Source organism: Streptomyces venezuelae (assembly GCF_008642355.1).
Lineage (GTDB): Bacteria > Actinomycetota > Actinomycetes > Streptomycetales > Streptomycetaceae > Streptomyces > Streptomyces venezuelae_B.
Genome location: NZ_CP029193.1, coordinates 1580111 through 1604326, shown reverse-complemented (window position 1 = coordinate 1604326; position 24216 = coordinate 1580111). Strand labels below are relative to the sequence as shown.

The 24216-nt window shown below is 72.2% G+C and carries 20 protein-coding genes; 9 read left to right on the top strand and 11 right to left on the bottom strand.

Going from position 1 to position 24216, the window contains the following annotated elements; translation table 11 throughout:
- Positions 1–184 precede the first annotated feature (184 nt).
- From DEJ47_RS07430 to DEJ47_RS07420, 3 genes are all read left to right on the top strand, one after another.
- Positions 185–3637 carry a DNA polymerase III subunit alpha gene (locus tag DEJ47_RS07430; RefSeq protein ID WP_150166120.1) on the top strand — a complete coding sequence of 1151 codons (3453 nt, stop codon included), beginning with the start codon at positions 185–187 and terminating at the stop codon, positions 3635–3637.
- Positions 3634–4662 carry a DNA polymerase thumb domain-containing protein gene (locus DEJ47_RS07425; protein ID WP_150166118.1) on the top strand — a complete coding sequence of 343 codons (1029 nt, stop codon included), beginning with the start codon at positions 3634–3636 and terminating at the stop codon, positions 4660–4662. Before DEJ47_RS07430 ends, DEJ47_RS07425 begins: the two co-directional genes overlap by 4 nt.
- A gap of 187 nt (positions 4663–4849) precedes the next feature.
- Positions 4850–5716: an esterase/lipase family protein gene (locus DEJ47_RS07420; protein WP_150166116.1), complete on the top strand. Its 867-nt coding sequence runs from the start codon at positions 4850–4852 to the stop codon at positions 5714–5716.
- A 52-nt stretch (positions 5717–5768) separates the two neighbouring features.
- Here the strand turns inward: DEJ47_RS07420 and DEJ47_RS07415 are convergent, their stop codons facing one another.
- The gene (locus tag DEJ47_RS07415; RefSeq protein WP_150166114.1) at positions 5769–6782 is read right to left on the bottom strand and encodes a lytic polysaccharide monooxygenase; all 1014 of its coding nucleotides are present in this window, start codon (positions 6780–6782) and stop codon (positions 5769–5771) included.
- A gap of 201 nt (positions 6783–6983) precedes the next feature.
- Positions 6984–7691 carry a response regulator gene (locus DEJ47_RS07410; protein ID WP_150166112.1) on the bottom strand — a complete coding sequence of 236 codons (708 nt, stop codon included), beginning with the start codon at positions 7689–7691 and terminating at the stop codon, positions 6984–6986.
- A 143-nt stretch (positions 7692–7834) separates the two neighbouring features.
- Between DEJ47_RS07410 and DEJ47_RS07405 the strand changes: the two genes are divergently transcribed.
- From DEJ47_RS07405 to DEJ47_RS07390, 4 genes are read left to right on the top strand one after another with little or no spacing between them, the layout of a single operon-like run.
- Positions 7835–8818 carry a Bug family tripartite tricarboxylate transporter substrate binding protein gene (locus DEJ47_RS07405; protein WP_150166110.1) on the top strand — a complete coding sequence of 328 codons (984 nt, stop codon included), beginning with the start codon at positions 7835–7837 and terminating at the stop codon, positions 8816–8818.
- Positions 8815–9363 (top strand): tripartite tricarboxylate transporter TctB family protein, encoded by a 549-nt coding sequence (locus DEJ47_RS07400; protein ID WP_223828262.1) that lies wholly within the window; start codon positions 8815–8817, stop codon positions 9361–9363. The genes DEJ47_RS07405 and DEJ47_RS07400 overlap by 4 nt, the downstream gene beginning before the upstream one ends.
- A 1-nt stretch (position 9364) precedes the next feature.
- Positions 9365–10870, top strand: coding sequence for a tripartite tricarboxylate transporter permease (locus tag DEJ47_RS07395; RefSeq protein ID WP_150166106.1), 1506 nt, complete (start codon positions 9365–9367; stop codon positions 10868–10870).
- Positions 10867–11340: a GNAT family N-acetyltransferase gene (locus DEJ47_RS07390; RefSeq protein WP_150166104.1), complete on the top strand. Its 474-nt coding sequence runs from the start codon at positions 10867–10869 to the stop codon at positions 11338–11340. Before DEJ47_RS07395 ends, DEJ47_RS07390 begins: the two co-directional genes overlap by 4 nt.
- A gap of 24 nt (positions 11341–11364) precedes the next feature.
- On the opposite strand, the gene DEJ47_RS36350 is transcribed toward DEJ47_RS07390, so the two are convergent.
- From DEJ47_RS36350 to DEJ47_RS07380, 3 genes are read right to left on the bottom strand one after another with little or no spacing between them, the layout of a single operon-like run.
- Positions 11365–11505 carry a hypothetical protein gene (locus DEJ47_RS36350; protein ID WP_165283996.1) on the bottom strand — a complete coding sequence of 47 codons (141 nt, stop codon included), beginning with the start codon at positions 11503–11505 and terminating at the stop codon, positions 11365–11367.
- 43 nt (positions 11506–11548) lie between these two features.
- Entirely contained in the window at positions 11549–12097 is a 549-nt protein-coding gene (locus DEJ47_RS07385; RefSeq protein WP_150166102.1) for a DUF402 domain-containing protein, read from the bottom strand.
- Positions 12078–13013 (bottom strand): GNAT family N-acetyltransferase, encoded by a 936-nt coding sequence (locus DEJ47_RS07380; RefSeq protein ID WP_150166100.1) that lies wholly within the window; start codon positions 13011–13013, stop codon positions 12078–12080. Before DEJ47_RS07380 ends, DEJ47_RS07385 begins: the two co-directional genes overlap by 20 nt.
- Before the next feature lie 97 nt (positions 13014–13110).
- Here DEJ47_RS07380 and DEJ47_RS07375 point away from each other — a divergent pair, with 97 nt between their 5' ends.
- On the top strand, positions 13111–13491 hold the full coding sequence (locus tag DEJ47_RS07375) for a GntR family transcriptional regulator (RefSeq protein ID WP_190415318.1): 381 nt from the start codon (positions 13111–13113) through the stop codon (positions 13489–13491).
- Between the two features lie 12 nt (positions 13492–13503).
- On the opposite strand, the gene DEJ47_RS07370 is transcribed toward DEJ47_RS07375, so the two are convergent.
- Positions 13504–14598, bottom strand: coding sequence for a DUF5925 domain-containing protein (locus tag DEJ47_RS07370; RefSeq protein ID WP_150166096.1), 1095 nt, complete (start codon positions 14596–14598; stop codon positions 13504–13506).
- 106 nt (positions 14599–14704) lie between these two features.
- Between DEJ47_RS07370 and DEJ47_RS07365 the strand changes: the two genes are divergently transcribed.
- Complete coding sequence (locus DEJ47_RS07365) at positions 14705–16129, top strand: GH39 family glycosyl hydrolase (RefSeq protein WP_150166094.1); 1425 nt, start codon at positions 14705–14707, stop codon at positions 16127–16129.
- 31 nt (positions 16130–16160) lie between these two features.
- On the opposite strand, the gene DEJ47_RS07360 is transcribed toward DEJ47_RS07365, so the two are convergent.
- From DEJ47_RS07360 to DEJ47_RS07340, 5 genes are all read right to left on the bottom strand, one after another.
- Positions 16161–20051: a lipopolysaccharide biosynthesis protein gene (locus DEJ47_RS07360; protein WP_398338768.1), complete on the bottom strand. Its 3891-nt coding sequence runs from the start codon at positions 20049–20051 to the stop codon at positions 16161–16163.
- Positions 20044–20847 carry a polysaccharide deacetylase family protein gene (locus DEJ47_RS07355; protein ID WP_190415316.1) on the bottom strand — a complete coding sequence of 268 codons (804 nt, stop codon included), beginning with the start codon at positions 20845–20847 and terminating at the stop codon, positions 20044–20046. The genes DEJ47_RS07360 and DEJ47_RS07355 overlap by 8 nt, the downstream gene beginning before the upstream one ends.
- Positions 20844–21893 (bottom strand): glycosyltransferase family 2 protein, encoded by a 1050-nt coding sequence (locus DEJ47_RS07350; protein ID WP_150166093.1) that lies wholly within the window; start codon positions 21891–21893, stop codon positions 20844–20846. The genes DEJ47_RS07355 and DEJ47_RS07350 overlap by 4 nt, the downstream gene beginning before the upstream one ends.
- Positions 21890–22732 (bottom strand): glycosyltransferase family 2 protein, encoded by an 843-nt coding sequence (locus DEJ47_RS07345; protein ID WP_150166091.1) that lies wholly within the window; start codon positions 22730–22732, stop codon positions 21890–21892. Before DEJ47_RS07345 ends, DEJ47_RS07350 begins: the two co-directional genes overlap by 4 nt.
- Positions 22733–23094: 362 nt before the next feature.
- Entirely contained in the window at positions 23095–24216 is a 1122-nt protein-coding gene (locus tag DEJ47_RS07340) for a GNAT family N-acetyltransferase (RefSeq protein ID WP_150166089.1), read from the bottom strand.

The window sequence follows — 24216 nt, the reverse complement described above, 5'->3', positions numbered from 1 at the left end:
CTCCGGGGTGCGGGGCGTTTGCGCAGGTGGGATGGGCCGAACGGACGATACGGGGTGACGGGGCCGGTGGGGGCAGCCTTCGCTCGCTAATCGAACGTATGTGTCGTACGTGTATTCGAAACTGGTCTATGGTGGAGACGGGGGATGGCCAGATCGGATCGGTTCGGAGTGTCAGGAGGTGCGTGTGCCCGGGTTCACGCATCTGCACACCGTCTCCGGTTTCTCCCTGCGGTACGGCGCCTCGCACCCGGAGCGGCTCGCCGAGCGCGCCGCCGAACGCGGCATGGACGCCCTCGCGCTCACCGACCGGGACACCCTCGCGGGCACCGTCCGGTTCGCCAAGGCCGCGGCCAAGGCGGGCGTACGGCCACTGTTCGGGGCCGAACTCGCCGTGGGCGCGCCCGCACCCACGAGGGGCGAGCACCGGCGGGCCCCCGTGCGCGGCGGCGCCTTCATCGACGAGTCGACGCCCCGCGTCACCTTCCTCGCCAGGGACGGCGCCACCGGCTGGGCCGCGCTCTGCCGCCTGGTCACCGCCGCGCACCGCGACGGCACGGCACAGGGGCAGGGACAGGGGCAGCCCGTCCTGCCGTGGCAGGAGAACCACGGCGAAGGCCTCACCGTGCTGCTCGGCCCCGCCTCCGACGTGGGGCGCGCGCTCGCCGCGGGCCGCCCCGACCGGGCAGCCCGCCTCCTCGCCCCCTGGCGCGAGCGGTACGGCGACGCGCTGCGCCTTGAATCCGTCTGGCACGGCCGCGAGGGCACGGGCCCCGGCTCCCTGCGCCTGGCCGCGCGCACCGTCGGCTTCGCCGCCGAACAGGGCGTACGCCCCGTCCTGAGCAACGCCGTGCGCTACGCCGACCCAGGCCAGGGCCCGGTCGCCGACGTCCTCGACGCCGCCCGCCGCCTCGTCCCCGTCGACCCGACCAAGGAACTCGACAGCGGCGAGCGGTGGCTGAAGGGCACCGACGCCATGCTGCAGGTCGCCGAACGCGTCGTCGAGGCGGCGGGCTTCCGCCGCGACACCGCCCACCGCCTCGTCGAACAGACCGGGGTGGCCGCCGCCGAATGCCTCGTCGACCCCGAGGACGACATCGGCATCGGCTCCGTGCACTTCCCCGAACCGCACCTCGTCGGCGCCGGGCGCCGCACCGCGCAGCGCGTCCTCGCCTCGCGGGCCGCGGCGGGCATGGTGCTGCGCGGCTACGACTCCCGGCGCGACTACTGGGAGCGGATGCACCACGAGCTGGACATCATCGACCACCACGGATACGCCTCGTACTTCCTGACCGTGGCCCAGGTCGTCGACGACGTGCGGGGCCTCGGCATCCGCGTCGCGGCGCGCGGCTCCGGCGCCGGGTCCCTGGTCAACCACCTCATCGGCATCGCGCACGCCGACCCCGTCGAGCACGGGCTGCTCATGGAGCGGTTCCTGTCCAAGCGGCGGCACGTCCTGCCGGACATCGACATCGACGTCGAGTCGGCCCGCCGCCTGGAGGTCTACCGCGCGATCATCGACCGCTTCGGCCCCGAGCGCGTCGCGACGGTCGCCATGCCCGAGACGTACCGGGTGCGCCACGCCATACGCGACGTGGGCGCCGCCCTCTCCATGGACCCGGCCGACATCGACCGGATCGCCAAGGCCTTCCCGCACATCCGCGCCCGCGACGCCCGCTCCGCGATGAAGGAGCTGCCCGAACTCCGGGAGATCGCCGAGGAACTGGGCGACCGCGACCGGCTGTGGGACCTCGTCGAGGCGCTGGACGCGCTGCCGCGCGGGGTCGCCATGCACCCGTGCGGGGTGCTGCTCTCCGACGCCTCGCTGCTCGACCGCACCCCCGTCATGCCGACCAGCGGCGAGGGCCTGCCCATGTCGCAGTTCGACAAGGACGACGTCGAGGACCTCGGCCTGCTCAAGCTGGACGTGCTCGGCGTGCGGATGCAGTCGGCGATGGCGCACGCGGTGGCGGAGGTCGAGCGGGCCACGGGGGAGCGGGTCGACCTGGACGCGGTGGAGCCGGGCGACCCGGCGACGTACCGGCTCATCCAGTCCACCGAGACGCTGGGCTGCTTCCAGATCGAGTCGCCGGGCCAGCGCGACCTGGTCGGGCGGCTCCAGCCGGCGACCTTCCACGACCTGGTGGTCGACATCTCGCTGTTCCGTCCTGGCCCGGTCGCCGCCGACATGGTGCGGCCCTTCATCGAGTCCCGGCACGGCCGCGCGCCCGTCCGCTACCCCCACCCCGACCTCGCGGAGCCCCTGAAGGAGACGTACGGCGTCGTCGTCTTCCACGAGCAGGTCATCCAGATCGTCGACATCATGACCGGCTGCGGGCGCGACGAGGCGGACCGGGTGCGGCGCGGGCTCTCCGACCCCGAGTCGCAGGGCCGGATCCGCTTCTGGTTCGCGCAGCACGCGGCGGCCAGGGGGTACGACGCGGAGACCATCGGCCGCACCTGGGGGATCGTCGAGGCCTTCGGCTCGTACGGTTTCTGCAAGGCGCACGCGGTGGCCTTCGCCGTGCCCACCTACCAGTCGGCGTGGCTGAAGGCCCACCATCCGGCCGCGTTCTACGCCGGGCTGCTCACGCACGACCCCGGCATGTACCCGAAGCGGCTGCTGCTCGCGGACGCGCGGCGGCGCGGAGTGCCGATCCTTCCCCTGGACGTGAACCGGTCGGCGGTCGCTCATCGTATCGAACTGGTGTCCGGTTCTGAGGGTGCGCCGGACCGGTGGGGGCTGCGGCTCGCGCTCTCCGACGTGCACGGCATCAGCGAGGCCGAGGCCGCCCGGATCGCCGACGGGCAGCCCTACACCTCGCTCGTCGACTTCTGGGAGCGCGCCAGGCCCTCCAAGCCGGTCGCCCAGCGGCTCGCCCAGGTCGGCGCGCTCGACGCGTTCGGCGCCAACCGCCGCGACCTGCAGCTGCACCTGGCCGAGCTGCGGCGCGGCGCGCGCGGCGCGGCCGGTGCCCAACTGCCCCTGGCGGGCGGCCGGAAGACGGCGCCCGCGGGCCTGCCCGACCTGGACGACGCGGAGCGGCTCAGCGCCGAACTCGGCGTCCTCGGCATGGACTCCTCGCGTCACCTCATGGCCGACCACCGCGCCTTCCTGGACGAGCTCGGCGCGCTCAGCGCCCGGCGCCTGCGCGAGGCCGAACACGGGGCGACCGTCCTGGTCGCGGGCGCCAAGGCCGCCACGCAGACCCCGCCGATCCGCTCCGGCAAGCGCGTCATCTTCACCACCCTGGACGACGGCACGGGCCTGATCGACCTGGCCTTCTTCGACGACGCCCACGAGCGGTGCGCGCACACCGTCTTCCACTCCTGGCTGCTGCTCGTGCGCGGCGTGGTGCAGCGCCGCGGGCCGCGCAGCCTCAGCGTGGTGGGCGCGGCGGCGTGGAATCTGGCGGAGCTGGCGGAGGTGCGGGCGGAGGGGGGTCTCGATGCGGTGGCGCTGCGCTTGGCGGAGCCGGGCCCCGAGGGGGAAGAAGGGGGCGGGAGTCCGGCTGGTGGCCGCCGCATCCGTCTGGCCAACGGCTTCGAGATGCACCCCTGGGCGGACCTGCGTCCGGCGGGCGAAGGGACGGCGACGACAAGGAAGCTGTGGCACCAGAGTTCGGGGAGCGCGGGATGAACGACGGCGAGCGCGGGACGAGCGATGGCGAGCGCGGGACGAGCGACGGCGTCACCACCCTCTACGTGCGCTTCCTGCTGCCGCCCATGCACGAAGCGCTCCTGCCTCAACTCATCGCCCTGCTCGGTGAGTTCACCCCGCAGGTCGAGGCTCTTCCGCCCGACGCCGCGCTCGTCGACGTACGGGGAGCGCGGCGGTACTTCGGACGGAGCGCCGTCGGCCTCGCCGCGCTGATCCGGGTGCGGGCGCTCGCGCTGTACGGGGTGGAGTGCGCGATCGGCGCCGGGCCTGGCCCGATGCTGGCGCGGATGGCCGCGCGCGGCGCCGCCCCCGGCGTGACCCGCTCGGTGCCCGAAGGGGAGGACGGCGTAAGGGAGTTCCTCGCCGAGCGGCCGGTCGGCGAGCTGCCCGGCATCGGCCGCGCCACCGCCCGCACCCTCTGCGAGTACGGCCTCGACTCCCTCGGGAAGGTCGGCGCCGCACCTCTGTCCACCCTGCAGCGGCTGGTCGGCGCCCGTGCGGGCCGCGAGCTGAGCGAGAAGGCGCGGGGCATCGACCGCACCCGGGTCGTGCCGAACGCCGCCGCGCGCTCGCTCTCCGTCGAACGGCCCTTCCCCCGCGACGAGCTCGACCCCTTCCGGCACCGGCGCGCGCTGCTCTCCGGCGCGGAGGAACTGGGGGCGCGGATGCGCGACGAGGACCAGGTGTGCCGCACGCTGGTCCTCACGGTGCGGTACGCCGACCGGTCCACGACCACCCGTTCCAAGGCTCTTCCCGAGCAGACCGCCCACTCCACCGAGCTGGCCAGGACCGCGTACCGCATGTACGACGCGCTGGGCCTCCAGCGGGCCAGGGTGCGCGCCCTCTCCCTGCGCGCCGAGGGCCTCGCCCCCGCCGAACACGCCACCCACCAGCTGTCGTTCGACCCGACGGACGAGAAGACGCGTCGCATCGAGGAGGTCGCGGACCGGGCGCGGGCGAAGTTCGGTCCGGGCGCGATCGTGCCGGGGACGCTGGCGGCGTGACGGCGCCGGGGCCCGCGTCGTGACCGCGCCAGTGAACGCTGGAACTTTTTGCGACGCGCCGCTTCACTCTTCACCTACTCGCGCGTAATTTGACGTGAGCACGGCATCCTGCTGATCCGGGTCACAGGGCGTACCGCCACCGCACCTCCCCTTGAGCGCACTCCCCGAGCCGCGAGGAGATCACACGATGCTGCCCTGGAGACGAGCGCTGCGCGCGCTCGCCGCCGCCCTGCTCGTCACGGGCGCGGTCACCCTCACCCCCGCCACGGCCACCGCCGACACGACGTCCACCGCACCCGCCACGTCCCGCGGCTGGAACGACTACGACTGCAAGCCGTCCGCCGCCCACCCCCGCCCGGTCGTCCTCGTGCACGGCACGTTCGGGAACTCCGTCGACAACTGGCTCGTCCTCGCGCCATACCTGGTCAAGCGCGGCTACTGCGTCTACTCCCTGGACTACGGCCAGCTGCCGGGCGTCCCGTTCTTCAACGGACTCGGCCCCATCGCCAAGTCGGCGGAGCAGCTCGACGTCTTCGTCGACAAGGTGCTCGCCTCGACGGGCGCGAAGAAGGTAGACCTCGTCGGACACTCGCAGGGAGGCATGATGCCGCGCCACTACCTCAAGTTCCTCGGCGGCGCCGCCGAGGTGAACGCCCTGATCGGCCTCGCCCCCGACAACCACGGCACCACGCTGCTCGGCCTCACCAGGCTGCTGCCGTACTTCCCCGGCATCGAGGACCTGCTGACCACCAAGACCCCGAGCCTCGCCGACCAGGTCGCGGGCTCACCCTTCCTGACCAGGCTCAACGAGGGCGGCGACACGGTGCCCGGCGTGCGCTACACCGTCATCGCCACCAAGTACGACGAGGTCGTCACCCCGTACCGTTCCCAGTTCCTGAACGGCCCGGACGTCCGCAACGTCACCCTCCAGGACCTGTGCCCCGTCGCCCTGTCCGAGCACGTCGCGATCGGCATCCTGGACCGCGTCGCCCACCACGAGGTGGCGAACGCCCTGGACCCGGCGCACGCGACGCCGAGCACGTGCCTGTCGTGACACGCGCCCGGCGCCGTCTCCGCTGACTGGTCCGGGGTTACGGCACAGGCCCTCAGCGGCCGTGGCGTCCGGCGGCCCGACGGCGGGTCGTGGCGAACATCGCCGCGGCACCGACGGCCAGGATGGCGGCGCCGCCCATGGCGATGTACGGCGTGGTGCTGTCGCCGCCGGTCTCGGCGAGGTTGTCGTTCGCCGTGGTGACCGGCTTCTCGGCGCCGCCGTTCACCTCCGGCCGGTTGTCACCGGCCGCCTCGTCCGCGTCCGCGACCGGAGCGGCGGGCGCGGCGCCGGTGGCCTCGGCGCCCGTCTCGGCGTCGGAGTCCCCGTGGCCGTGGTGCTCGACGGAGGACTTGTCGGCGCCGGCCGCGATGTCCTGGTCGGTGGGCGCGGAGGCGGCCGGGGCCGGGGCGCTGCCGCCCGAACTACCGCTGTCCTTCCCGAAGACGACGTCGGAGCAGGTGTAGAAGGCCTCGGGGGAATCGGAGCGCTGCCAGATCGAGTAGATCAGGTGGCGGCCCTCACGGGCGGGGATCTTGCCGTCGAAGACGTAGTCGCCGTTCTCCATCTTCGGGTCGGTGACCTTGACGAAGGGCTTCTCCTCCAGGTCCGACCACTTCAGGGGCTTCGACGGGTCGTACGACTCCTTCGTGACGAACAGCTCGAAGGAGCCCTTGTGCGGGGCGGTGCCCTTGTAGCGGAACGTGTGGTTGCCCGCGGACAGCTTGCTGGACGGCCAGTCGCCGCGCGGCAGGTCGAGCCCCTTGTACTTGTCGTTCCCGGCGCTGCACAGCTTCCCGTCCGGGATGATCTCCTTCGACTTCCCCGCGGCGTTGGCGATGTTCACGCCGTTCCAGTCGTAGAAGGCCTGAGCGCCACTGGCCGCGACGGCTGCCTTGCAGGCGGCCGACTTGGGCGACTCGGGCCCCTCCTGGAAGCAGGCGGAGACCCGGCTGACCGGGTCCGTCATCGACCCGTGCGCGGCGGCGGGCGTGACCGAGAGGGCGGTCAGGGCGAGCGGCGCGACACCGACGGCGGCGAGGCTTGCGACCTTGCGGCGTGCAGACATGGGGGTTCTCCTCAAACGGCGGTTCAGGGGGACACGGGGCAGTGGCGAACGGGCGGCACGGCCCCCCGAGCACCAGCGGCACCGACGGTTCGTCACCGCCCCGGCGACCAGAAAACTAGCCCCTGAAATCCGCGAAATCCCCTGCTGGGGACGGGGAAGGGAGATCCTTATGGTCGCTTTAAGGGAGCCTTCGGACTCCGCTCAGGTCGTGCCCGAATTGCCCTCACCCAGCCACCGGTACCGCCGCTCCGGCCGCCCCGTCCCCCCGTACCGGAGCGACACCTCCGCCCGGCGCGTGGCCGCGAAGAACTCCAGATAGCGGCGGGCGCTCACACGGGAGAGGGCGCCTGCCTCGGCGCACTCCGAGGCCGAGAGGCCGGACGGGTGGTCGCGGAGGGTCTGTTCCACCAGGTCCGCCGTGTGGGCGGCCAGGCCCTTGGGGAGTTCCCGGGAGCCGGGCGGACGCGTGCCGAAGATCTGGTCGACGTCCTCCTGGCGGGCCTCCGCCAGGCCGTCCAGGCGGGCCCGCAGCGCGGCGACGTGGCGCAACTGCTCCTGGAGTGCGGCCTGATTGAAGGGCTTGATGAGGTAGTGCAGCGCGCCCGCCCGCAGCGCCGCCCGCACCACCTCCGCGTCCCGCGCCGCCGTGATGAACAGGGCGTCCACCGGCACGCGCCCCGGCTCCCGCTCCTCGGCCGCCCGCAACTCGCGCAGGACCGCGATGCCGTCCATGTCGGGCAGGTACACGTCGAGGAGGACGAGGTCGGGGCGCACGTCCCCGGCGAGGCGCAGTGCCTCCGTGCCGCTGTGGGCGACCCCGGCCACGGTGAAGCCGGGCACCGCCGCGACGTACCGACTGTGCAGCTTGGCGACCATGAAGTCGTCGTCCACGACCAGCACCCTCGTCATCGCCGCAGGCTATGGGCGCGACCACAACGACCACAACGTCCGTTGATTCCGGAAGAGCGACAGGTTGTTAACACCCGGGCAACATGTGGGCCACCTCAGAGCTCGTCTCCCGACCGACTACACGCCGACAGGTGGTGGCACACGTGCGCCTGCGCACCCCCCTCGCCCTGTCCGGGGCCGCACTCCTCGTGCTCGTGGCGCCGCCGCTGCTCACCACGGGCAGCGGCGCCGACACCGGCACACAGATCCCCGGCCTGCGCTTCATGGTCCCCAACACGCCCGGCGGCGGCTACGACATCACCGCGCGCACCGCCGCGAAGAACGCCGAGGACGCCGGACTCACCCACAACATCGAGGTGTTCAACCTGCCCGGCGCGGGCGGTACCGTCGGCCTGACCCGCCTCGTCGGCGAGCACGGCAACGGCAAGCTCGCCATGTCCATGGGCCTCGGCGTCGTCGGCGCCGCCCGCTCCAACGACTCGCCCAAGACCCTCGCCGACACGACCCCCATCGCCCGGCTCACCGAGGAGCAGGACGTCGTCGTGGTCGCCAAGAACTCCCCGTACAAGACCATCGGGCAGCTCGTCGACGCCTGGAAGGAGAACCCGGGCAAGGTGCCTGTGGGCGGGGGATCCTCACCCGGCGGGCCCGACCACCTCGCCCCGATGCTCATGGCCCGCGCCGCCGGCATCGACCCGAAGAAGGTCAACTACGTGCCCTTCGACGGCGGCGGGGAACTTCTCGCCTCCATCCTCGGGAACAAGGTCGCCTTCGGGGTCTCGGGGGTCGGTGAGTACCTCGACCAGATCAGGTCGGGGGAACTCCGGCTCCTCGCCGTCACCGGACCCGAGCGGGTCAAGGGCCTGGACGGGCCCACCCTCAAGGAGTCCGGCTACGACGTGGACTTCACCAACTGGCGCGGCATCGTCGCCCCACCAGGACTCAGCGACGCCGAGCGCAAGAAGCTCATCGGGCTCGTCAGGAAGCTGCACGCCTCCGAGGAGTGGCGAGAGTCCCTGAAGAAGAACGGATGGGACGACGCCTTCCTCACCGGAGAGAAGTTCGGCGACTTCCTGGACGCCCAGGACCGGCGCGTCGTCTCCGTACTGAAGGAGCTGGGGCTGTGACCACGACCGGAGTTCCCGACCGCCCCGGCACCCCCGACGCACCGCGCGGTCGCCGCGCCTGGCTGCGCGAGCACTCCGAGCTCGGCGTCTGCGTCCTGCTGCTCGCGCTCGGCACGCTCGTCCTCACCGACGCCCTCACCATGGACGTCGAGATCGCCCAGCGCGGGCCCATCGGCCCGAAGACCGTGCCCATCGTGGTCGGCGCCGGGCTGCTCGTCGTCGCGCTCCTGCTCGCCGTCGACGTCCTGCGCGGCGGGCGCGGCGAAGCCGAGGGCGGCGAGGACGTCGACCTGTCCGAACCCGCCGACTGGCGCACCGTGCTGCTCCTCGCCGGGGTCTTCCTCGCCACCGCCGTCCTCATCGAACCCGTCGGCTTCCCCATCGCGGGGGCGCTGCTCTTCTGGGGCGCCGCCTACGCACTCGGCAGCCGCCACCTCGACCGCGACCCGCTCATCGCCGCCGGGCTCTCCGTCGTCACGTACGAGATCTTCAACAACCTGCTCGGCGTGCCCCTGCCGGGCGGCCCCCTGATGGGAGTGCTGTGACATGGACGCCTTCACCTCCCTCATGGACGGCTTCGGCACGGCCCTGACCCCGGTCAACCTCCTGTGGGCCGCCGTCGGCGTGCTCCTCGGGACCGCGATCGGCGTGCTTCCCGGCATCGGGCCCGCGATGGCCGTCGCGCTGCTGCTCCCCGTGACGTACGGACTCGAACCGACCGGCGCCTTCATCATGTTCGCCGGCATCTACTACGGCGCCATGTTCGGCGGCTCGACCACCTCCATCCTGCTCAACACACCCGGCGAGAGCGCCGCCGTCGTCGCCGCGATGGAAGGCCACCCGATGGCCAAGGCGGGCCGCGGCGCCCAGGCCCTCGCGGCCGCCGCCATCGGACACTTCGCCGGCGGCATGATCGGCACGCTGCTCCTGGTCGCGCTCGCCCCCACCGTCGCCGACCTCGCCGTCGACATCGGCGCGCCCGACTACTTCGCCATCATGGTGCTCGCGTTCATCGCCGTCACCTCCGTGCTCGGCTCGTCCCGCATCCGCGGCCTCGCCTCGCTCCTCATCGGCCTGACCATCGGCCTGGTCGGCCTCGACCAGATGACGGGCCAGCAGCGGCTCACCTTCGGCTCGCTCCAGCTCGCCGACGGCATCGACGTCGTCATCGTCGCGGTGGGCCTCTTCGCCATCGGCGAGGCACTGTGGGTCGCCGCCCACCTGCGCCGCACCAGCGGACAGGCGATCCCCGTGGGCCGGCCCTGGCTCGGCGGGGACGACGTGAGGCGGACCTGGAAGTCCTGGCTGCGCGGCCCCCTCATCGGCTTCCCGTTCGGCGCGATCCCGGCGGGCGGCGCGGAGATCCCGACGTTCCTGTCGTACGTGACGGAGAAGCGGCTGTCGAAGCACAAGGACGAATGGGGCAAGGGCGCCATCGAGGGCGTCGCGGGCCCGGAGTCCGCGGCCTCCGCGTCGGCGGCGGGCACCCTCGTCTCCATGCTGACGCTCGGCCTGCCCACGACCGCCGTCGCGGCCGTGATGCTCGCCGCGTTCCAGCAGTACGGCATCCAGCCGGGCCCGCTCCTCTTCGAACGCGAGGCGGACCTCGTCTGGGGCCTCATCGCCTCCCTGTTCGTCGGCATGGTGCTCCTGCTGGCCCTCAACCTGCCGCTCGCCCCCGTCTGGGCGAAGCTCCTGCGCATCCCGCGGTCCTACCTCTACGCGGGCATCCTCTTCTTCGCGGCCGTCGGCGCCTACGCGGTCGGCGGCGAGGCGCTCGACCTCGTCGTCCTCCTCGTCATCGGCCTGATCGGCTTCGGCATGCGGCGCTACGGACTGCCGGTCCTGCCCGCCGTCATCGGCGTCATCCTCGGCCCGAACGCCGAGCAGCAGCTGCGCCGCGCCCTGCAGATCAGCGACGGCGACGCGGGCGGGCTCCTCACGCCGTTCTCCGTCACGGTCTATGGCCTCGTCGTCCTGATCGTGGCCTGGCCGTTGTTGAAGAAGGCGGTGGTGCGGGCGCGACGCCGTGACGTAGACGTAGAGGCATGACCACCACCGAGGGCCCCACGGACATCCGCCTCGCCACCGCCGCCGACGTGCCCGCCGTGCGGGCGGTCACCGACGCGGCGTACCACCACTACATCGAACGCATCGGGCTCGTCCCCCGCCCGATGGAGGCCGACCACGCGGCCGATGTGGCGGAGGGCTTCGTGTACGTCACCGGGGACCCCGTGGTGGGTCTCCTGGTGCTCGTCCCGCGCCCCTACGAAGGGCGGCTCATCCTGGAGTCGATCGCGGTCCACCCCGACGCCGCGGGGCGGGGGGTGGGCCGCCGACTGCTCTCCTTCGTGGAAGCCCACGCGCGTCAGCTGGGGCTTCCCGAGATCCGGCTCTACACGAACGCACTCATGTGGGAGAACCAGAAGATCTACGAACGGTACGGGTACGAGGTCGTCGAGCGCCGCGTGGACGGACCGTACGACCGGATCCACTACCGCAAGCGGCTCCAGGACCGCTGACCGTGTGGTCGCACCCGCGGCAGCTCAGCCGTCCGGCCACCACGTCCGCTGGACGTCCTTGCGGACCTCGGGCCTCTCCTGCGGCCGGGACTCCGCCTCCTGACGCTCCCGCACCCGACGGCTGACGGTCTTGGCGGCGGGTTTGTGCGTGGTCACTCGGCGCATCGCGGCCTCCCTGCCTTCTGCTTCCTGCCTTACCGATGTCCATTCAAGGCACGTCGTAGACCTCTTGGCGCCCGCTTTCTGATCGAGGGCCGAATGTCAGTGGCAGCTGGGACCCTCGGGGCGCGGCGCTCAGGGCCAGTGCCTCCAGCTCGTCCAGGGCGTGGACCGCCGCGGTGGCCGCCTCCGGGTCCGTCGCGGCGAGGCCGCTCTCCGCGAACTCGTCCTCGTCCAGGCGCAGTACGGTGCCGCGGTCGGCCGAGACCCACAGGTCCAGGTCCAGATCCTCGACCGTGAGGACGGCGCCGTCGCGGACGGCCGGGCGGGTCACGTCGCAGTACCAGCCCTTGAGGGTGGCGTCCGCGGCGTACACCTCCTTGATCGCGTACCAGCGGTCGCGCCAGTAGTGCTCCACGAAGGTGTCGCCCGGCTCGAAGCGCACGAAGCCGAAGTCGCGGACCCCGGGGGCCGCCCACGGCGCACGGACGGCGATGTGGCTGCCGTCGTCGTGCAGCAGCGCCGCGGGGTAACGGATCTTCGTGCGGCCCGCCTTGACGAGCACGACCTCCACGTCGTCACCCGAGGGTGCGGACATGGCGGACCTCCGTATCGCAGATCTCGTAGCCGAACCACTTGTTGATCGCCAGCATCGGCTCGTTCCCGGCGTCGTTGCCCGTGAACGCCTCCGTGCAGCCCGCCGCGCGGGCCCGGTGCAGGGAGTCGTTCTTGGCGAGCTTGGCCAGGCCGCGGCCGCGGTGGGCGCGGGCCGTGCCGGTCATGTTGGACGCGTAGCGCCCCGCGCCGTCCGTGCGGGCCAGGCTGAACGAGGCCGGGCGCCCGTCCACGAGCGCCACCGTGGTGAGCTCCTGGCTGACCAACGGGTGGCGCCAGGTCTCGGCGAGCCAGTGCTCGTAGTCCGTGAACTCGGCGGCCACGTCACTGGGTTCGTCCGCCACCGTCTCCGCGTCCAGCGCGAACAGCGGGCGCGCGTCGTCCGCGAACACCGACCCGGGCACCAGCTCCACTCCGGCCGGGGGCTCGCCGCGGGACGGCAGCGTGCCGTGCGCCAGGTCGAGGCGGAGGAAGTGCGCGCTGCGCCGCGCCCGGTAGCCGTGGCGGGCGGCGAAGGCGAGGTTCGCGGGCTCGTCCATGACCCACGAGTAGACGTCCCGCACCCCCGCGTCGGCGAGGTACTCCTCCGCCGTGCGCAGCAGCAGCGTCCCGGCGCCCAGGCCGAGCCGCTCGGGATGGACGTAGATGTTGGCGAAACCCTGGCCCGGCTCCGGACTGTCGTGGGCGATGCCGACCTGTGCCGTGCCGATGACCTCGCCGCCGGTCTCCGCGATCAACTGCCGGTACCCGGCGTCGGGATGGGCGTGGGCGCGGTCGAAGGCGACCGCGGCGGGCGTGGTGAGCATGGCGGGCACGCAGGCCCGGCGTACGGCGGAGAAACCCGCGTCGTCGGCGGCGCTGGTCGGTCCGTCGTCGAGGGCTCGGACGATCACTGTCATGGGCCGCACGGTACGGGCGGGACGCGCCGCACCGCTCCTCATTTTCCGCGGGCCGTTCCACCCCTCGTTTCCCGCGCCCGTGCGGGACAATCACCCTGTGACGCTGAAGATCGACATCGATGGGGGCGCGAGCGACGCGCCGTACGAGCAGGTGCGCGCCCGGATCGCCGAACAGGCGAGGTCCGGGGCGCTGCCCGCCGGTTACAAGCTGCCGACCGTGCGGGGGCTCGCCGAAACCCTCGGCCTCGCCGCCAACACGGTGGCCAAGGCCTACCGGGCGCTGGAGGCCGACGGGGTCATCGAGACCCGGGGGCGGAACGGGACGTTCGTCGCGGCGGCGGGGGACGCGGCCGCACGGGCCGCGTCGGCCGAGGCGCAGGCGTACGCCGAGCGGGCCCGCAGGCTCGGCCTCTCGGAGGACGCCGCGCTCGCGGCGGTGCGGGACGCGCTGCGCGCGGCATACGGGAACTCCGGGTAGGGCCACCCGCGCCTACAGGTACAGCCCCGCGTCCGCCCCCTCCCGCTGCCCCGGCACCGACGTCGGCGACGTCCCCCGGCGCAGGGCGAACAGTTCCGCGAGGGTCGCGCCCTCGCGGGGCACCCCCTCCTCCGTGCCGAGCCACTCCACGGCCTCGGGGCGGGTCAGCGGGCCCACCTCTACGCGGGCCAGGCAGCGGCCGGGGCGGACCACCGCGGGGTGCAGGCGCTCCAGGTCCTCGTTGGTCGTGACGCCCACCAGCACGTTCCTGCCCTGGCCGAGCAGGCCGTCCGTCAGGTTGAGCAGCCGGGAGAGGGCCTGGCCCGCCGTGTGCTTGGCCTCGCCACGGATCAGTTCGTCGCAGTCCTCGAGGAGCAGCAGCCGCCAGCGGCCCTTTGCCGTCCCGTCGTCCTCCCCGATCGCGATGTCCATCAGATAGCCGACGTCGCTGAAGAGGCGCTCCGGGTCAAGGACGCAGTCCACCTGACACCAGTCGCGCCACGAGCGCGCGAGCGTCCGCAGCGCCGACGTCTTGCCGGTGCCCGGCGGGCCGTGGAGCAGCAGCAGACGGCCCGAGATGTCCTCGGGGGTCGTCTTCATCAGGGTGTCCATGGCGTCGGCGACCGGCGCCGTGTAGTTGGCCCGCACCTCGTCCCACGTACCGGCCGAGATCTGGCGGGTGGTGCGGTGCGGGCCGCGCCGCGGCGAGACGTACCAGAAGCCCATCGTCACGTTCTCCGGCTGGGGCTCCGGCTCGTCCTGCGCGCCGTCCGTGGCCTGCCCGAGGATCCGCTCGGCGAGTTCGGCGCTGGTCGCCGTCACCGTGACGTCCGCGCCGCGGTTCCAGCGCGAGACCAGCAGCGTCCAGCCCTCGCCCTCGGCGAGCGTGGCGCTGCGGTCGTCGTCGCGGGCGGCGCGCAGCACCTTCGCGCCGGGCGGCAGCAGCGTGGAACCGGACTTGACGCGGTCGATGTTGGCGCTGTGCGAGAAGGGCTGCTCGCCGGTGGCGAAGCGGCCGAGGAAGAGAGCGTCCACGACATCCGTGGGGGAGTCGCTGTCGTCGACGTTGAGCCGGATCGGCAGTGCGTCCTGTGGGTTCGCAGACATGCCGACATGATCCGGCACGTGTGCGCCGTTGTGCACCCGTTTTCCGCCGTGCGCCGTCGTCCGGAACCTGTTCCGCCGCCGACCCGCCCCGCTAGCCTTGCCGACGATGGGACGACATGAGTGGAACCGGACCGCACGGCGGTGGCGTCTCGCCGCTCTGCTCGGCGTCGGTCTGACGGCACTCGCCCTGGTGATCACGCTGGTCAACACGTTGCCCGGCGACCGGGGCAGCACGGCGGGCACCACCCCGGACGGGGACAAGGTGCACGGCACGCCGGTCGTCCCGCCCGGGGCCGCCGAGCCGCAGGTGGGCTGGGGCTTCACGCACACCCAGTACAGCGCGGACGACGGCGGCGACGAGGCCGTCGAGCGCGTTCGCGCCGAACTCGCGGACCAGGGTGGGCACGTCCCACAGATCCAGCACATCATGGGCTGGGGCGCGGGCAACCCCGAGCCGGTGCAGGGGCGTTACGACTTCTCGGCGATGGACCGCCGGATGGACTTCGTCCGGGCGAGCGAGGGCACCCCCGTCGTCACGCTGTGCTGCGCGCCCGACTGGATGAAGGGCGGCGAGCCCGGCGCGGACAACACGGACTGGAGCCAGCAGTCCCTGGAGACCGCCCCCGAGCGCGCGCACTACAAGGACTTCGCGAAGCTCGCCGCGACCGTCGCGAAGCGCTACCCGGACGTGCGGCACTTCGTCGTCTGGAACGAGTTCAAGGGCTTCTGGAACGACGACCGGGGCCGCTGGGACTACGAGGGGTACACCGAGCTCTACAACCTCGTCCACAGAGAGCTCAAGAAGGTCGACGAGGACATCATGGTCGGCGGCCCCTACCTGGTGATGAACAGCTTCGACCCGCGCCGGACCGAGGGCGTCGCCAAGGAGCCCAAGGGCCCGTGGGGCCGCATGGACCAGCGGATCCTCGACGCCTTCGACTACTGGAACAAGCACAAGGCGGGCGCCGACTTCGTGGTCGTCGACGGCTCCAGCTACACCGCGGACGACGAGCTGCTCCCCGACGAGTTCGGGGCCACCGAGAAGTTCACGGACGTCGGCAAGTGGGTGCGGGAGCGGACCGGCGATCTGCCGCTGTGGTGGGCCGAGTACTACGTGGAGCCGGGCGACAGCCAGGACAACCGCGACGACTGGTCCGAGGCGCACCGCGTCGCCGTCCAGGCGACGGGCCTGATGGCGATGGCCCGCGGCGGCGCCACGAGCGGCTTCTACTGGAACCCGCAGAAACGCGGCAAGAAATGCGCGGGCTGCCTCTGGACCTCCACGGAGCTCCCCGACGGCGGGCGGAAGCTGCCGATGCTGGACCTCGTCGAGCGGTTCGGCAGGGAGTTCGGTCCCGGCACGACGTACGAGAAGGTGTCCGTCGCCGCCGACGACCGGCAGGACGTCCGTGTCCTCGCCGACGACGAGGCTGTCCTCGTGGTCAACACCCGCGACCGGCGGATCAGCGCGAGCGTCGACGGACGGCGGCTCGACCTGGCGGGGTACGAGGTGAAGTGGCTCAAGCGCTGACCGCGCCCCCCGGCCCGTACGGGCGCCCTCCTCACGCCATCGTCACGAACCGCTGGATCAGCGAGGCCAGCAGCACCGCGAGCAGCGGCAGCGAGAACCAGAAGCTGCCCTGCAACCACCGCTGCTGCCGCACGCTCGGCGCCGCCGCGACCCGCACCATCTCCCGCGCCCCGAGGAGCAGGACGAGCGCCACCGCGGCGAGCCCGCCCACGACCGACCACGGCGTCCACGTCACCTTCGGCCCGGCGGGGCCCGGGGCGGGCTCCGGGGCCACGCCGTCCGGCTGCCGGCTGAGGGTGTAGAGGGTCGCGTCGGCGTTGGAGAAGACCTTCTTGAGGTCGTCGCGGTCGTCCAGGTGGTGGAGGAGGCGCGGCTCCCACGACTTCGCGTATCCGGCGTCCAGCTGCAGATAGGTGGTCTGGCCGCGGTTGATCATCAGAAACGAGTTGGGGCCCGCGTCCTTGAGCGCTTTGACCAGGCCCGACACCAGGACCGGGTCGGTGGGCGCCGGGGTGGGAACGTACTCCAGCTTCTCCATGTCGCGGGCGCCCCACGGGATCGACGGGGTGACGTTCTCGACGGTGTCGTCGCTCATCCACAGGAGCCGCGCCGTCGGGTCGTCGTGCGCGTACAGGTACTCCATCGCCGCGACCTCTCCCGGCCTGACCCGCTCGAAGGGCTCGTTGCCCCAGCGGGCCACCAGGAACCCGCCCATCAGGACGAGCCCGGCCATCAGCGCGGCCAGTGGCGCGAGGCTCACCCGGTCGCGGTCGCGCTCGTCCGGGGTGAGGCCCGCGCGCGGGAACAGCGCGAGACCGGCGAGCAGGGCGGCACCCGGCAGCGCGAACATGAAGACGCGCAGGGCCATCTCGCCGCCGTACGACTGCATGCCGAAGCCCAGGAACGGCACGAAGGTCAGGACGAGCAGCGAGCGCTCGCCGTACTTGTAGAAGTGCCGCCGCCACCAGCCCCAGCACGCGAACGCCAGCACGCCGCCCGCCATCGCCACGCGCACGTACAGCACCAGCCGGTGGGTCGAACTGCCGCCCTCGATGCGCCCGGAGACCGACGACGACACGTTGCCGCCGACGCCGCCGACCCCGCCGAACAGCTCGTCGAAGTGGCCCGACCAGTACGGTTCGGCGAGGAAGCCCAGCCAGACGACGACGAGCACGCCGCACAGGATCGGCAGTCCGCGCAGCTCGGAGCGGCCGACCAGGACGAGCACCGTGAGGACGCCGAGCATCACGAACGGCGTGAGCTGGTGGGCGGGGACCGTCGCGGCGAACAGACCGATGAGGACCAGGAGCAGCACGGCGCGCTCCGTGCGGCCCGCCGGCTCGACCTCCGTCTCGCCCGGCCGCCGCTTGGCCCACAGCATGCGCGGCGCGCGGAACCACACCATCAGGACGGCGACGAAGGCGATGTAGAGCAGGAACGTGAAGCCCTGCGGCGAGAAGTAGTCCTGTCCCACCCAGCCGCTCAGGACGAAGATCCACAGGCCCGTCCACTTGGCGCGCCAGGCCGCCCGCATGGAGCGCACGAGCAGGAACATCGGCGCCAGGTAGAGGAGTTGGATGACCGTCGGCCACCAGCGGATCACCTCGGTCAGGTCCGAGACGCCGCACGCCTTCGCGACGAACGCGGCCGCCGCGAAGAACCCGGGCCAGCTCCAGCGCGCGTCCAGGTCCGGCACGGCGGTGCCGGTCCTGTCGATGTACTCCAGGAAACCCAGGTGCTGCCAGGCCGTGGCGAACCGCGGCTCGGACTCGACGACGGCGGGCAGCGCGTGCAGCGACACGACGGTCGCGAGCAGGGTGACCAGGAGGAGGCTCTTGATCGGCCGGTCCATCCAGAGCAGCGCGGCGAACACGACGACGAGGAGGGCGGCGCCGATCAGTGTCGGCGTCGGCAGTACGGAGACCAGCCCGAGCCCGCCCATGTCGTCCAGGTCCTGCTCGCCGAGGCGGAGGACGGGCAGCCAGTAGAGGGCGAGCGCGGCGGTGAGGAGCATCGCCATGATGACGACGTTGTGGCGGGGGGTGCGCTGGTCCTCGGGGGCCTCGGGGGCCTCGGTAGCCTCGGGTTTCTCGGGCTCGAAGGGCGCGCCGGACGCGTCGGGTTCCGCGAGCTCCACCCCCTCCGCGAGCTCCACCCCCTCCGCTGGCGTCGGCTCGCGCGGCGGTGCCGGCGGCACCTTGTCCGCCACCGGCCCGGCAGGGGATCTCAGCGCCCAGGTCGGCCGGTGCTCCATGTCGTCGTCCCCCTCGCTCCGCGCCGCGGGCGCCGTGAAGACGGGCGTGCCCGAGACAGGCGTGCCAGGACCCGGCCGCACGTCCGGCCGCCGCTCCTGGTGGTCGAAGTCGAGCTGCACGGCGAGCTGGAGGGTCGGCGAGTCGAGCGACTCGCGCAACGCCCACGCGGTCCCGTGCCGCTCCTTGTGCGCCCCGGGACTCCGCCGGCCCGTCGCCCCGGCCACCCGCATCTGCACCGTGGGCGCGTCCGGCGTCCCCAGGTCGGCCAGATCCCCGTCGGGCGCCGCGCGTTCCGCCTTCGCCGAGGGCGCGGCCCGCACCACGCGGTACAGCTTCGGCGCCGCGACGGCCACGATCACGGCGAGGCTGGAGATCTCGGCGACACCCGCGCCGGTCAGCCCCATGCGCGGCAGCAGGATGAGCGTCAGGCCGAGCACCAGGACGCACAGCAGGCCCTGCAGCCAGGCGATCCCGGAGGTCTTGCTCTGCGCGCGCTGCACCGCGAAGTACGTCTCCATGACGACCCGGAGGAGCGCGCCCACCGCGAACCAGCGCAGCAGGGGAGTGGCCGCGTCCGCGTACCCCTGTCCGAACATGCGCAGGATCAGCGGCGCCGCGAGGAACAGGACCGCGCACACCGGCAGCATGATCGTCGCCATCCGGCGCAGCGCCGCCCGGGTGTTGGCGGCGAGCAGCGCGGGATCGTGCGCGCCCTCCACGGTCAGCGAGGCGCCCATGTTGATGGCGAGGAGGTTGACGGTGCCGCCGATGGTCGTGGTGATGTAGAAGTACGCGTTGTCGACCGAGCTGACCTGCGAGGCGACGATGACCGGGACGAGGTAGACCACGGCGAGCGAGAAGAGCGAACCGGTGTAGTCGCCGGCGAGGAAGCGGCCGATCTCGCGCAGCGTCGGCGGGTGCGCCTTCCCGGCGGTGGCCTTCACATGGCGCGGCACCAGGCGCCGGAAGACCAGCCAGCCGAGCGGGATCACCGACACGAGGATCGAGGCGACCCAGGAGACGAAGACACCGGCGGTGGGGATCGCCGCGGCGATCGCGATGAGCAGGCCCAGCTTGGCGACCGAGAAGACGGTGTTGCCGACGGGCACCCAGAGCGCGCTGCGCAGCCCCGTCAGAACACCGTCCTGCAGGGTCAGGACCGACCAGGCCACGACGGCGAGCACGAAGCCGACGCCGTGGACGGGCCCGTGCAGGAAGCGGTACGACGGCCCCCACAGATCGAGCGTGAGCAGGAAGACGGCGGCGGCGAGTGCCACCGCCACCGAACTGCCCGCGTAGGTACGGAAGATGAGCCTGCCCGTGGCGCGCCCCGCGACGGGGATGAACCGTGCCAGGGCGCCCGTCAGGGTCACGGCGGTGAGCCCCGCGAGGAGCTTCATGGCGGCGATCGCCGCCGATCCCTGGCCGACCGCAGACTCCGAGTAGTAGCGGGCGGCCGCCAGCCAGAAGCCGACGCCGAGCACGCCGGAGATACCGGTGTTGAGCATCAGCGCGTACGCGTTGCGGAACAGCGGGCTGTCGCCGCCGCCGCGGCCGGGCAGGCGCATTCCGCGGCGCCCGCCGGACGTACCGGCCGGTGTCCGCTTCCCGGAGTCCCCGGAACCGGGACCGGAGACGCCGGTATGGGCCGTGGTCGTGTCAGACACGGGAACCGATTGCCTTCCGGCGGACCTGTCGGGCTCTGCGGACCAGGGCGTACCCCTTGGTCAGGGTGCGGTCCTCGGCGAAGGTGCGGCCGAGCGCGCGTCCTGTCACCAGACGCTCGAACTCCTCGGCGCCGGTGGTGCGGCGCACGGTGACGCGCCGCAGGGCGTATGGCCCCTGGGCGCGGCGGGCCAGGCCGTTGCCGACGGCGAGGGCCTGCCGGAACCCCGTCTCGCGCACCCGTTCACGGACCCGTCGGCTGGAGTAGCCGTAGGGGTACGCGAACGACACGGGCCGGGCGCCCAGCTGGTCGGCGACGATGTCGCGGCAGCGCCGCAGCTCGTACCGGAGCGCGCCCTCGTCCAGCTGGTCGAGCTCGGGGTGTGTGTGGCTGTGCCCGCCGATCTCCGCGCCGTCGGCGGCGAGTTCGCGGACCTGGTCCCAGTCGAGCATGCGGTCGAGGCCGCCCCCGGTGTCGTACGCGCCGCGCAGCCAGCCGGTGGAGACGAACAGGGTCGACGCGAAGCCGTGTTCGGAGAGCACGGGCAGCGCGTACCGGTGGACGCCCTCGTAGCCGTCGTCGAAGGTGATCAGGACGGGCCGTTCGGGCAGCGCCTTGCCCGGCGACCGCCAGGCGGCGGCCAGCTGGGCGGTCGTGAGCGGCGTGAACCCCCGCTCGCCGAGCACCTCCATCTGGCGTGCGAAGGCGTCGGGCGACACCGAAAGGGCGTGGGTCGCGGCGCTCGGCACGCGCGCCACGGAGTGGTACATCAGGATCGGCACGGTCTCCGTGCTCATGCGGCTGCCCCCTCGCCCCCCGTGCTCCTCACGCCTTCGGCACGCCCGCCGGTGTCGCCGACCGGCCCCGCCGAGAACGCCGCGCCTCCCCTGCGCGCACGGACACTCCCGACTACGTACCCTGCCGTCGCGGTGAGCACTCCCGCCACGATGGCCCCCGCGCGGCCCGCGCCACCGGGCCGTCCGAGGGCGGCGTCGCGCAGGCCTCGGGCGACGCCGGAGGGCAGCACGCGCGTGGTGTACCGCCGTTCGGACTCGAGGCCCTTCGACGCGCCGACGCTGCGGGCGACGAGCGCCTTGGAGAGGCCTTCCGCGTACGTCCGCGTACGGAAGTAGCCGAACCGTTCCCGGGCGGCGGGCACCCGGTGGTGGATCACCGCGCGGTCGTCGATGAGTAGGACGGCGTCCGGGACGGCGCGGGCGAGGCGGATGCAGAACTCCGTCTCCTCGCAGCCCAGCGGACGCTTGTCGCCGTCGCGTCCGATGCCCGTGGCGAAGCCGCCCGCCGCGTCGAACGCGGCGCGCCGGAACGAGGCGTTGCCGCCGAGAACGTTGCGCACCCGCACCCGGCCGCGGGGGAGCCCCTTGTACGTGCAGCCGACGACCCAGTCGAACTCCTCGGGGAACCAGTCGGGCCGCCCGCCGGACTCCCAGGCGGGCAGGGTGCGGCCGCCGACGGCGAGGACCCGCGGGTCGTCGAACCCTTCGGCGAAGTACCGCAGCCAGTCCCGTTCGGCGACGGCGTCGTCGTCGAGGAAGGCGATGACGTCGCCGCGGGCCGCGGCGATCCCGGTGTTGCGGCCCGCCGAGAGGCCGCGGGGGCCCGCGTTGGCGAGCACCCGCACGTCCCCGGAGCCGTCGTACGCCTCGTACTCCTTGGTGAGCCGTTCGAGGAGCGTGGGGTTGTGGTCCACCACGAGGAGCGTTTCGCGGGCCGTCAGCGACTGCGCGCCGACCGAGGAGACCGCCGCGAGGATGTCCTCCCAGCGGTCCTCCGTGTACACGCAGACGACGACGGAGATCCCTGCGCCGGTCTGTGCGCTCAAGACGCCTCTCCCCGCCCCGCGGGGAGAGGCAGGGCGCGGGCGGCCTTGCGCCGCGCGCCGCGTCTGTCGCGGTTGGAGCGCTCCGAGAGGATCACCTTCAGTACGCGGATGCCGTCACGGACGGCCCTGAGGTTGCTGGTGCCGTGGATCCGCAGGTACTCGTGGCTCGGTATCTCCTGGACCTTGAGCCCCGCCTTGACGACCCGGATGTTCATCAGGGTCTCGACCTCGAAGCCGGTGCAGTCGAGCTCGATCTTGTCGAGGCAGTGCCGCCAGAACGCGTTGTAGCCGTAGCACAGGTCGGTGTAGCGGGCCCCGAACTTGGTGTTCACGACGGAGCACAGGACGTGGTTGCCGAGCTTGCGGATCGGCGTCATGTCGTCCGTGCCGCCGCCGTTGGCGAAGCGGGAGCCCTTGGCGAAGTCCGCGCCCGAGACGAGGGCGGAGACGTAGGAGACGATCTCCTGGCCGTCGGCCGAGCCGTCGGCGTCGACCATCACGATGATGTCGCCCGTGCACGCGGCGAAGCCGGTGATCAGCGCGTCGCCCTTGCCCTTGCCGAGCTGGCGGACGACCTTCACGTCCGGCCACAGGTCGCGGGCCACGGCGACCGTGTCGTCGGTGGAGTTGCCGTCCACGAGGACCACCTCGTGGATCCAGTCGGGCAGTGTCTTGAAGACGTACGGCAGATTCTCCGCTTCGTTCATGGCGGGTATGACCACACTGACCGGCGGTGTGATCGCCAAGTGCGTCGAGATCGGACGGTAGTTTCCGGGGTTTCCGGCGATCTCTTTCAACGGGTCTTGTCCGGCATGTGCCGGGCGCACAAATGAACTCATGAGTCCGGTGGTCCCTCTCGTCCGGTGGACCGCCCGCCCCCGGGCGGTCCGGCAATTGATCCGGTTCGAAAGGGGGGTTCACACTTGAGCATGACGAAATCGATCTCCGTGCATGTCGAGTGAGCTGGCATTGCGCGGGACGTGACTCGGTCGAAGAGCGGTCACCGAGCACGGCACCCCCCTACCGCGCCCCGCTCGGGTGCCACCGCGATCCTGAGCCCTCCCCCGGATCGCATTGCGTGATGGACCGTTGCGGGTGGATGTACGACGGTATTGATGATTGAGACTGTATGGCAAGACCTGGAACGTGGTCCCACGTTTCTCATGATTTGAGTAATCTGTGCGATCACATTCGGACTGCCTTATTCCTTGCCCCTAGATCGAAATTCCCCGCCTCTAGATCGAATTCGACCCACCTGCTTGAGCAGTTTGTCGGCCGGTTCGAAGAATTCCGGTCGTGATTGCACGGTGTTCCGCAGTGCCCTGACCGGTGCGCGCCGCGCGAGGTGTCCGAACGCCACCGGGCTGCGGAGCGCCACCCACCCCTCGGAGACGGTGAGATCGCGGGTCTTGAGGGAGTCCTTGTACGCCTTCTGGCCGCGCCCGAGATCGAGGTACGCGATGCCGTCGGCCGCCGCGGCCTCGGCCATGCGCAGATGCAGGACCAGACCGGGCGAGTACTTGGCGAACGCCGGGTCGTACGCGGGGAACCAGCAGGCGAGGATCCGTTCGGAGCGCAGCCCGAAGTGCGCGGCGACCGGCGCGTCCCCGGCGTAGAGGACCGAGAGGGCTCCGGCGAACGAGTCGGAGCGGGTGTGGAAGAGCCGGCGCGCGAGGTGGGCGATCCACGGCTGCGCGAAGCGGTCGCTGCGGCCGGTCCTGCGGTACTGCGCGGACTTCCAGCCCATCAGCGTGGCCAGGGCCGCGGGGTCGCGCTCGTCGTGCACGTAACGGACGGGGCCGTGATCGCGGCCGAGCCTGCGCTCCTTGGCCAGTGTGGTGCGAGTGAACTTCGGTGCGCGCGTGCGAAGTTGGCTCAGATAGGCCTCATAGCCCCGGTCGACGTCCATGACGGGGGACGGGAAGGAGCCGGACGCACTCGCCTCGAACGGTGTCTGCCCGCCCACCAGGTGATCGAACTCCCACACCGAGAGGCCGCAGGCCCGCAGCAGGTCCCGCGCGTCCCAGTCGAAACCCGGCCGGTGGACCAGGCCCTGGCAGTCAGAGACACCGAGACCGATGGCGCGGCCGACACCGGCCACGGACCGCTGGAAGGGCAGGAACGCGGCTTGCCCGCCCTCCTCGCGCACGACGGCGATCCGCACCCCGCGCCGCTCGTGCCCGATCGCGAGCGCGAACTCGGGGGAGAGGAAGGGGTTGGCGAGCTCGGGCGAGCCGTCGAGGTGGGCCTTGGACTGCAGTGCGGTCCACGCCGCCCGGTCGGCCGCGGTGAGCTCGCCGGGGCGGTGCACGGTGATGTTCAC

Excerpts from the sequence above, each read along its gene's own strand:
- DEJ47_RS07365 (WP_150166094.1), top strand. The coding sequence starts at position 14,705 with ATGGGACGACATGAGTGGAACCGGACCGCACGGCGGTGGCGTCTCGCC.
- DEJ47_RS07420 (WP_150166116.1), top strand. The coding sequence starts at position 4,850 with ATGCTGCCCTGGAGACGAGCGCTGCGCGCGCTCGCCGCCGCCCTGCTC.
- DEJ47_RS07410 (WP_150166112.1), bottom strand. The coding sequence starts at position 7,691 with ATGACGAGGGTGCTGGTCGTGGACGACGACTTCATGGTCGCCAAGCTG.
- DEJ47_RS07395 (WP_150166106.1), top strand. The coding sequence starts at position 9,365 with ATGGACGCCTTCACCTCCCTCATGGACGGCTTCGGCACGGCCCTGACC.
- DEJ47_RS07390 (WP_150166104.1), top strand. The coding sequence starts at position 10,867 with ATGACCACCACCGAGGGCCCCACGGACATCCGCCTCGCCACCGCCGCC.
- DEJ47_RS36350 (WP_165283996.1), bottom strand. The coding sequence starts at position 11,505 with ATGCGCCGAGTGACCACGCACAAACCCGCCGCCAAGACCGTCAGCCGT.
- DEJ47_RS07370 (WP_150166096.1), bottom strand. The coding sequence starts at position 14,598 with ATGTCTGCGAACCCACAGGACGCACTGCCGATCCGGCTCAACGTCGAC.
- DEJ47_RS07385 (WP_150166102.1), bottom strand. The coding sequence starts at position 12,097 with ATGTCCGCACCCTCGGGTGACGACGTGGAGGTCGTGCTCGTCAAGGCG.
- DEJ47_RS07345 (WP_150166091.1), bottom strand. The coding sequence starts at position 22,732 with ATGAGTTCATTTGTGCGCCCGGCACATGCCGGACAAGACCCGTTGAAA.
- DEJ47_RS07415 (WP_150166114.1), bottom strand. The coding sequence starts at position 6,782 with ATGTCTGCACGCCGCAAGGTCGCAAGCCTCGCCGCCGTCGGTGTCGCG.
- DEJ47_RS07380 (WP_150166100.1), bottom strand. The coding sequence starts at position 13,013 with ATGACAGTGATCGTCCGAGCCCTCGACGACGGACCGACCAGCGCCGCC.
- DEJ47_RS07425 (WP_150166118.1), top strand. The coding sequence starts at position 3,634 with ATGAACGACGGCGAGCGCGGGACGAGCGATGGCGAGCGCGGGACGAGC.
- DEJ47_RS07355 (WP_190415316.1), bottom strand. The coding sequence starts at position 20,847 with ATGAGCACGGAGACCGTGCCGATCCTGATGTACCACTCCGTGGCGCGC.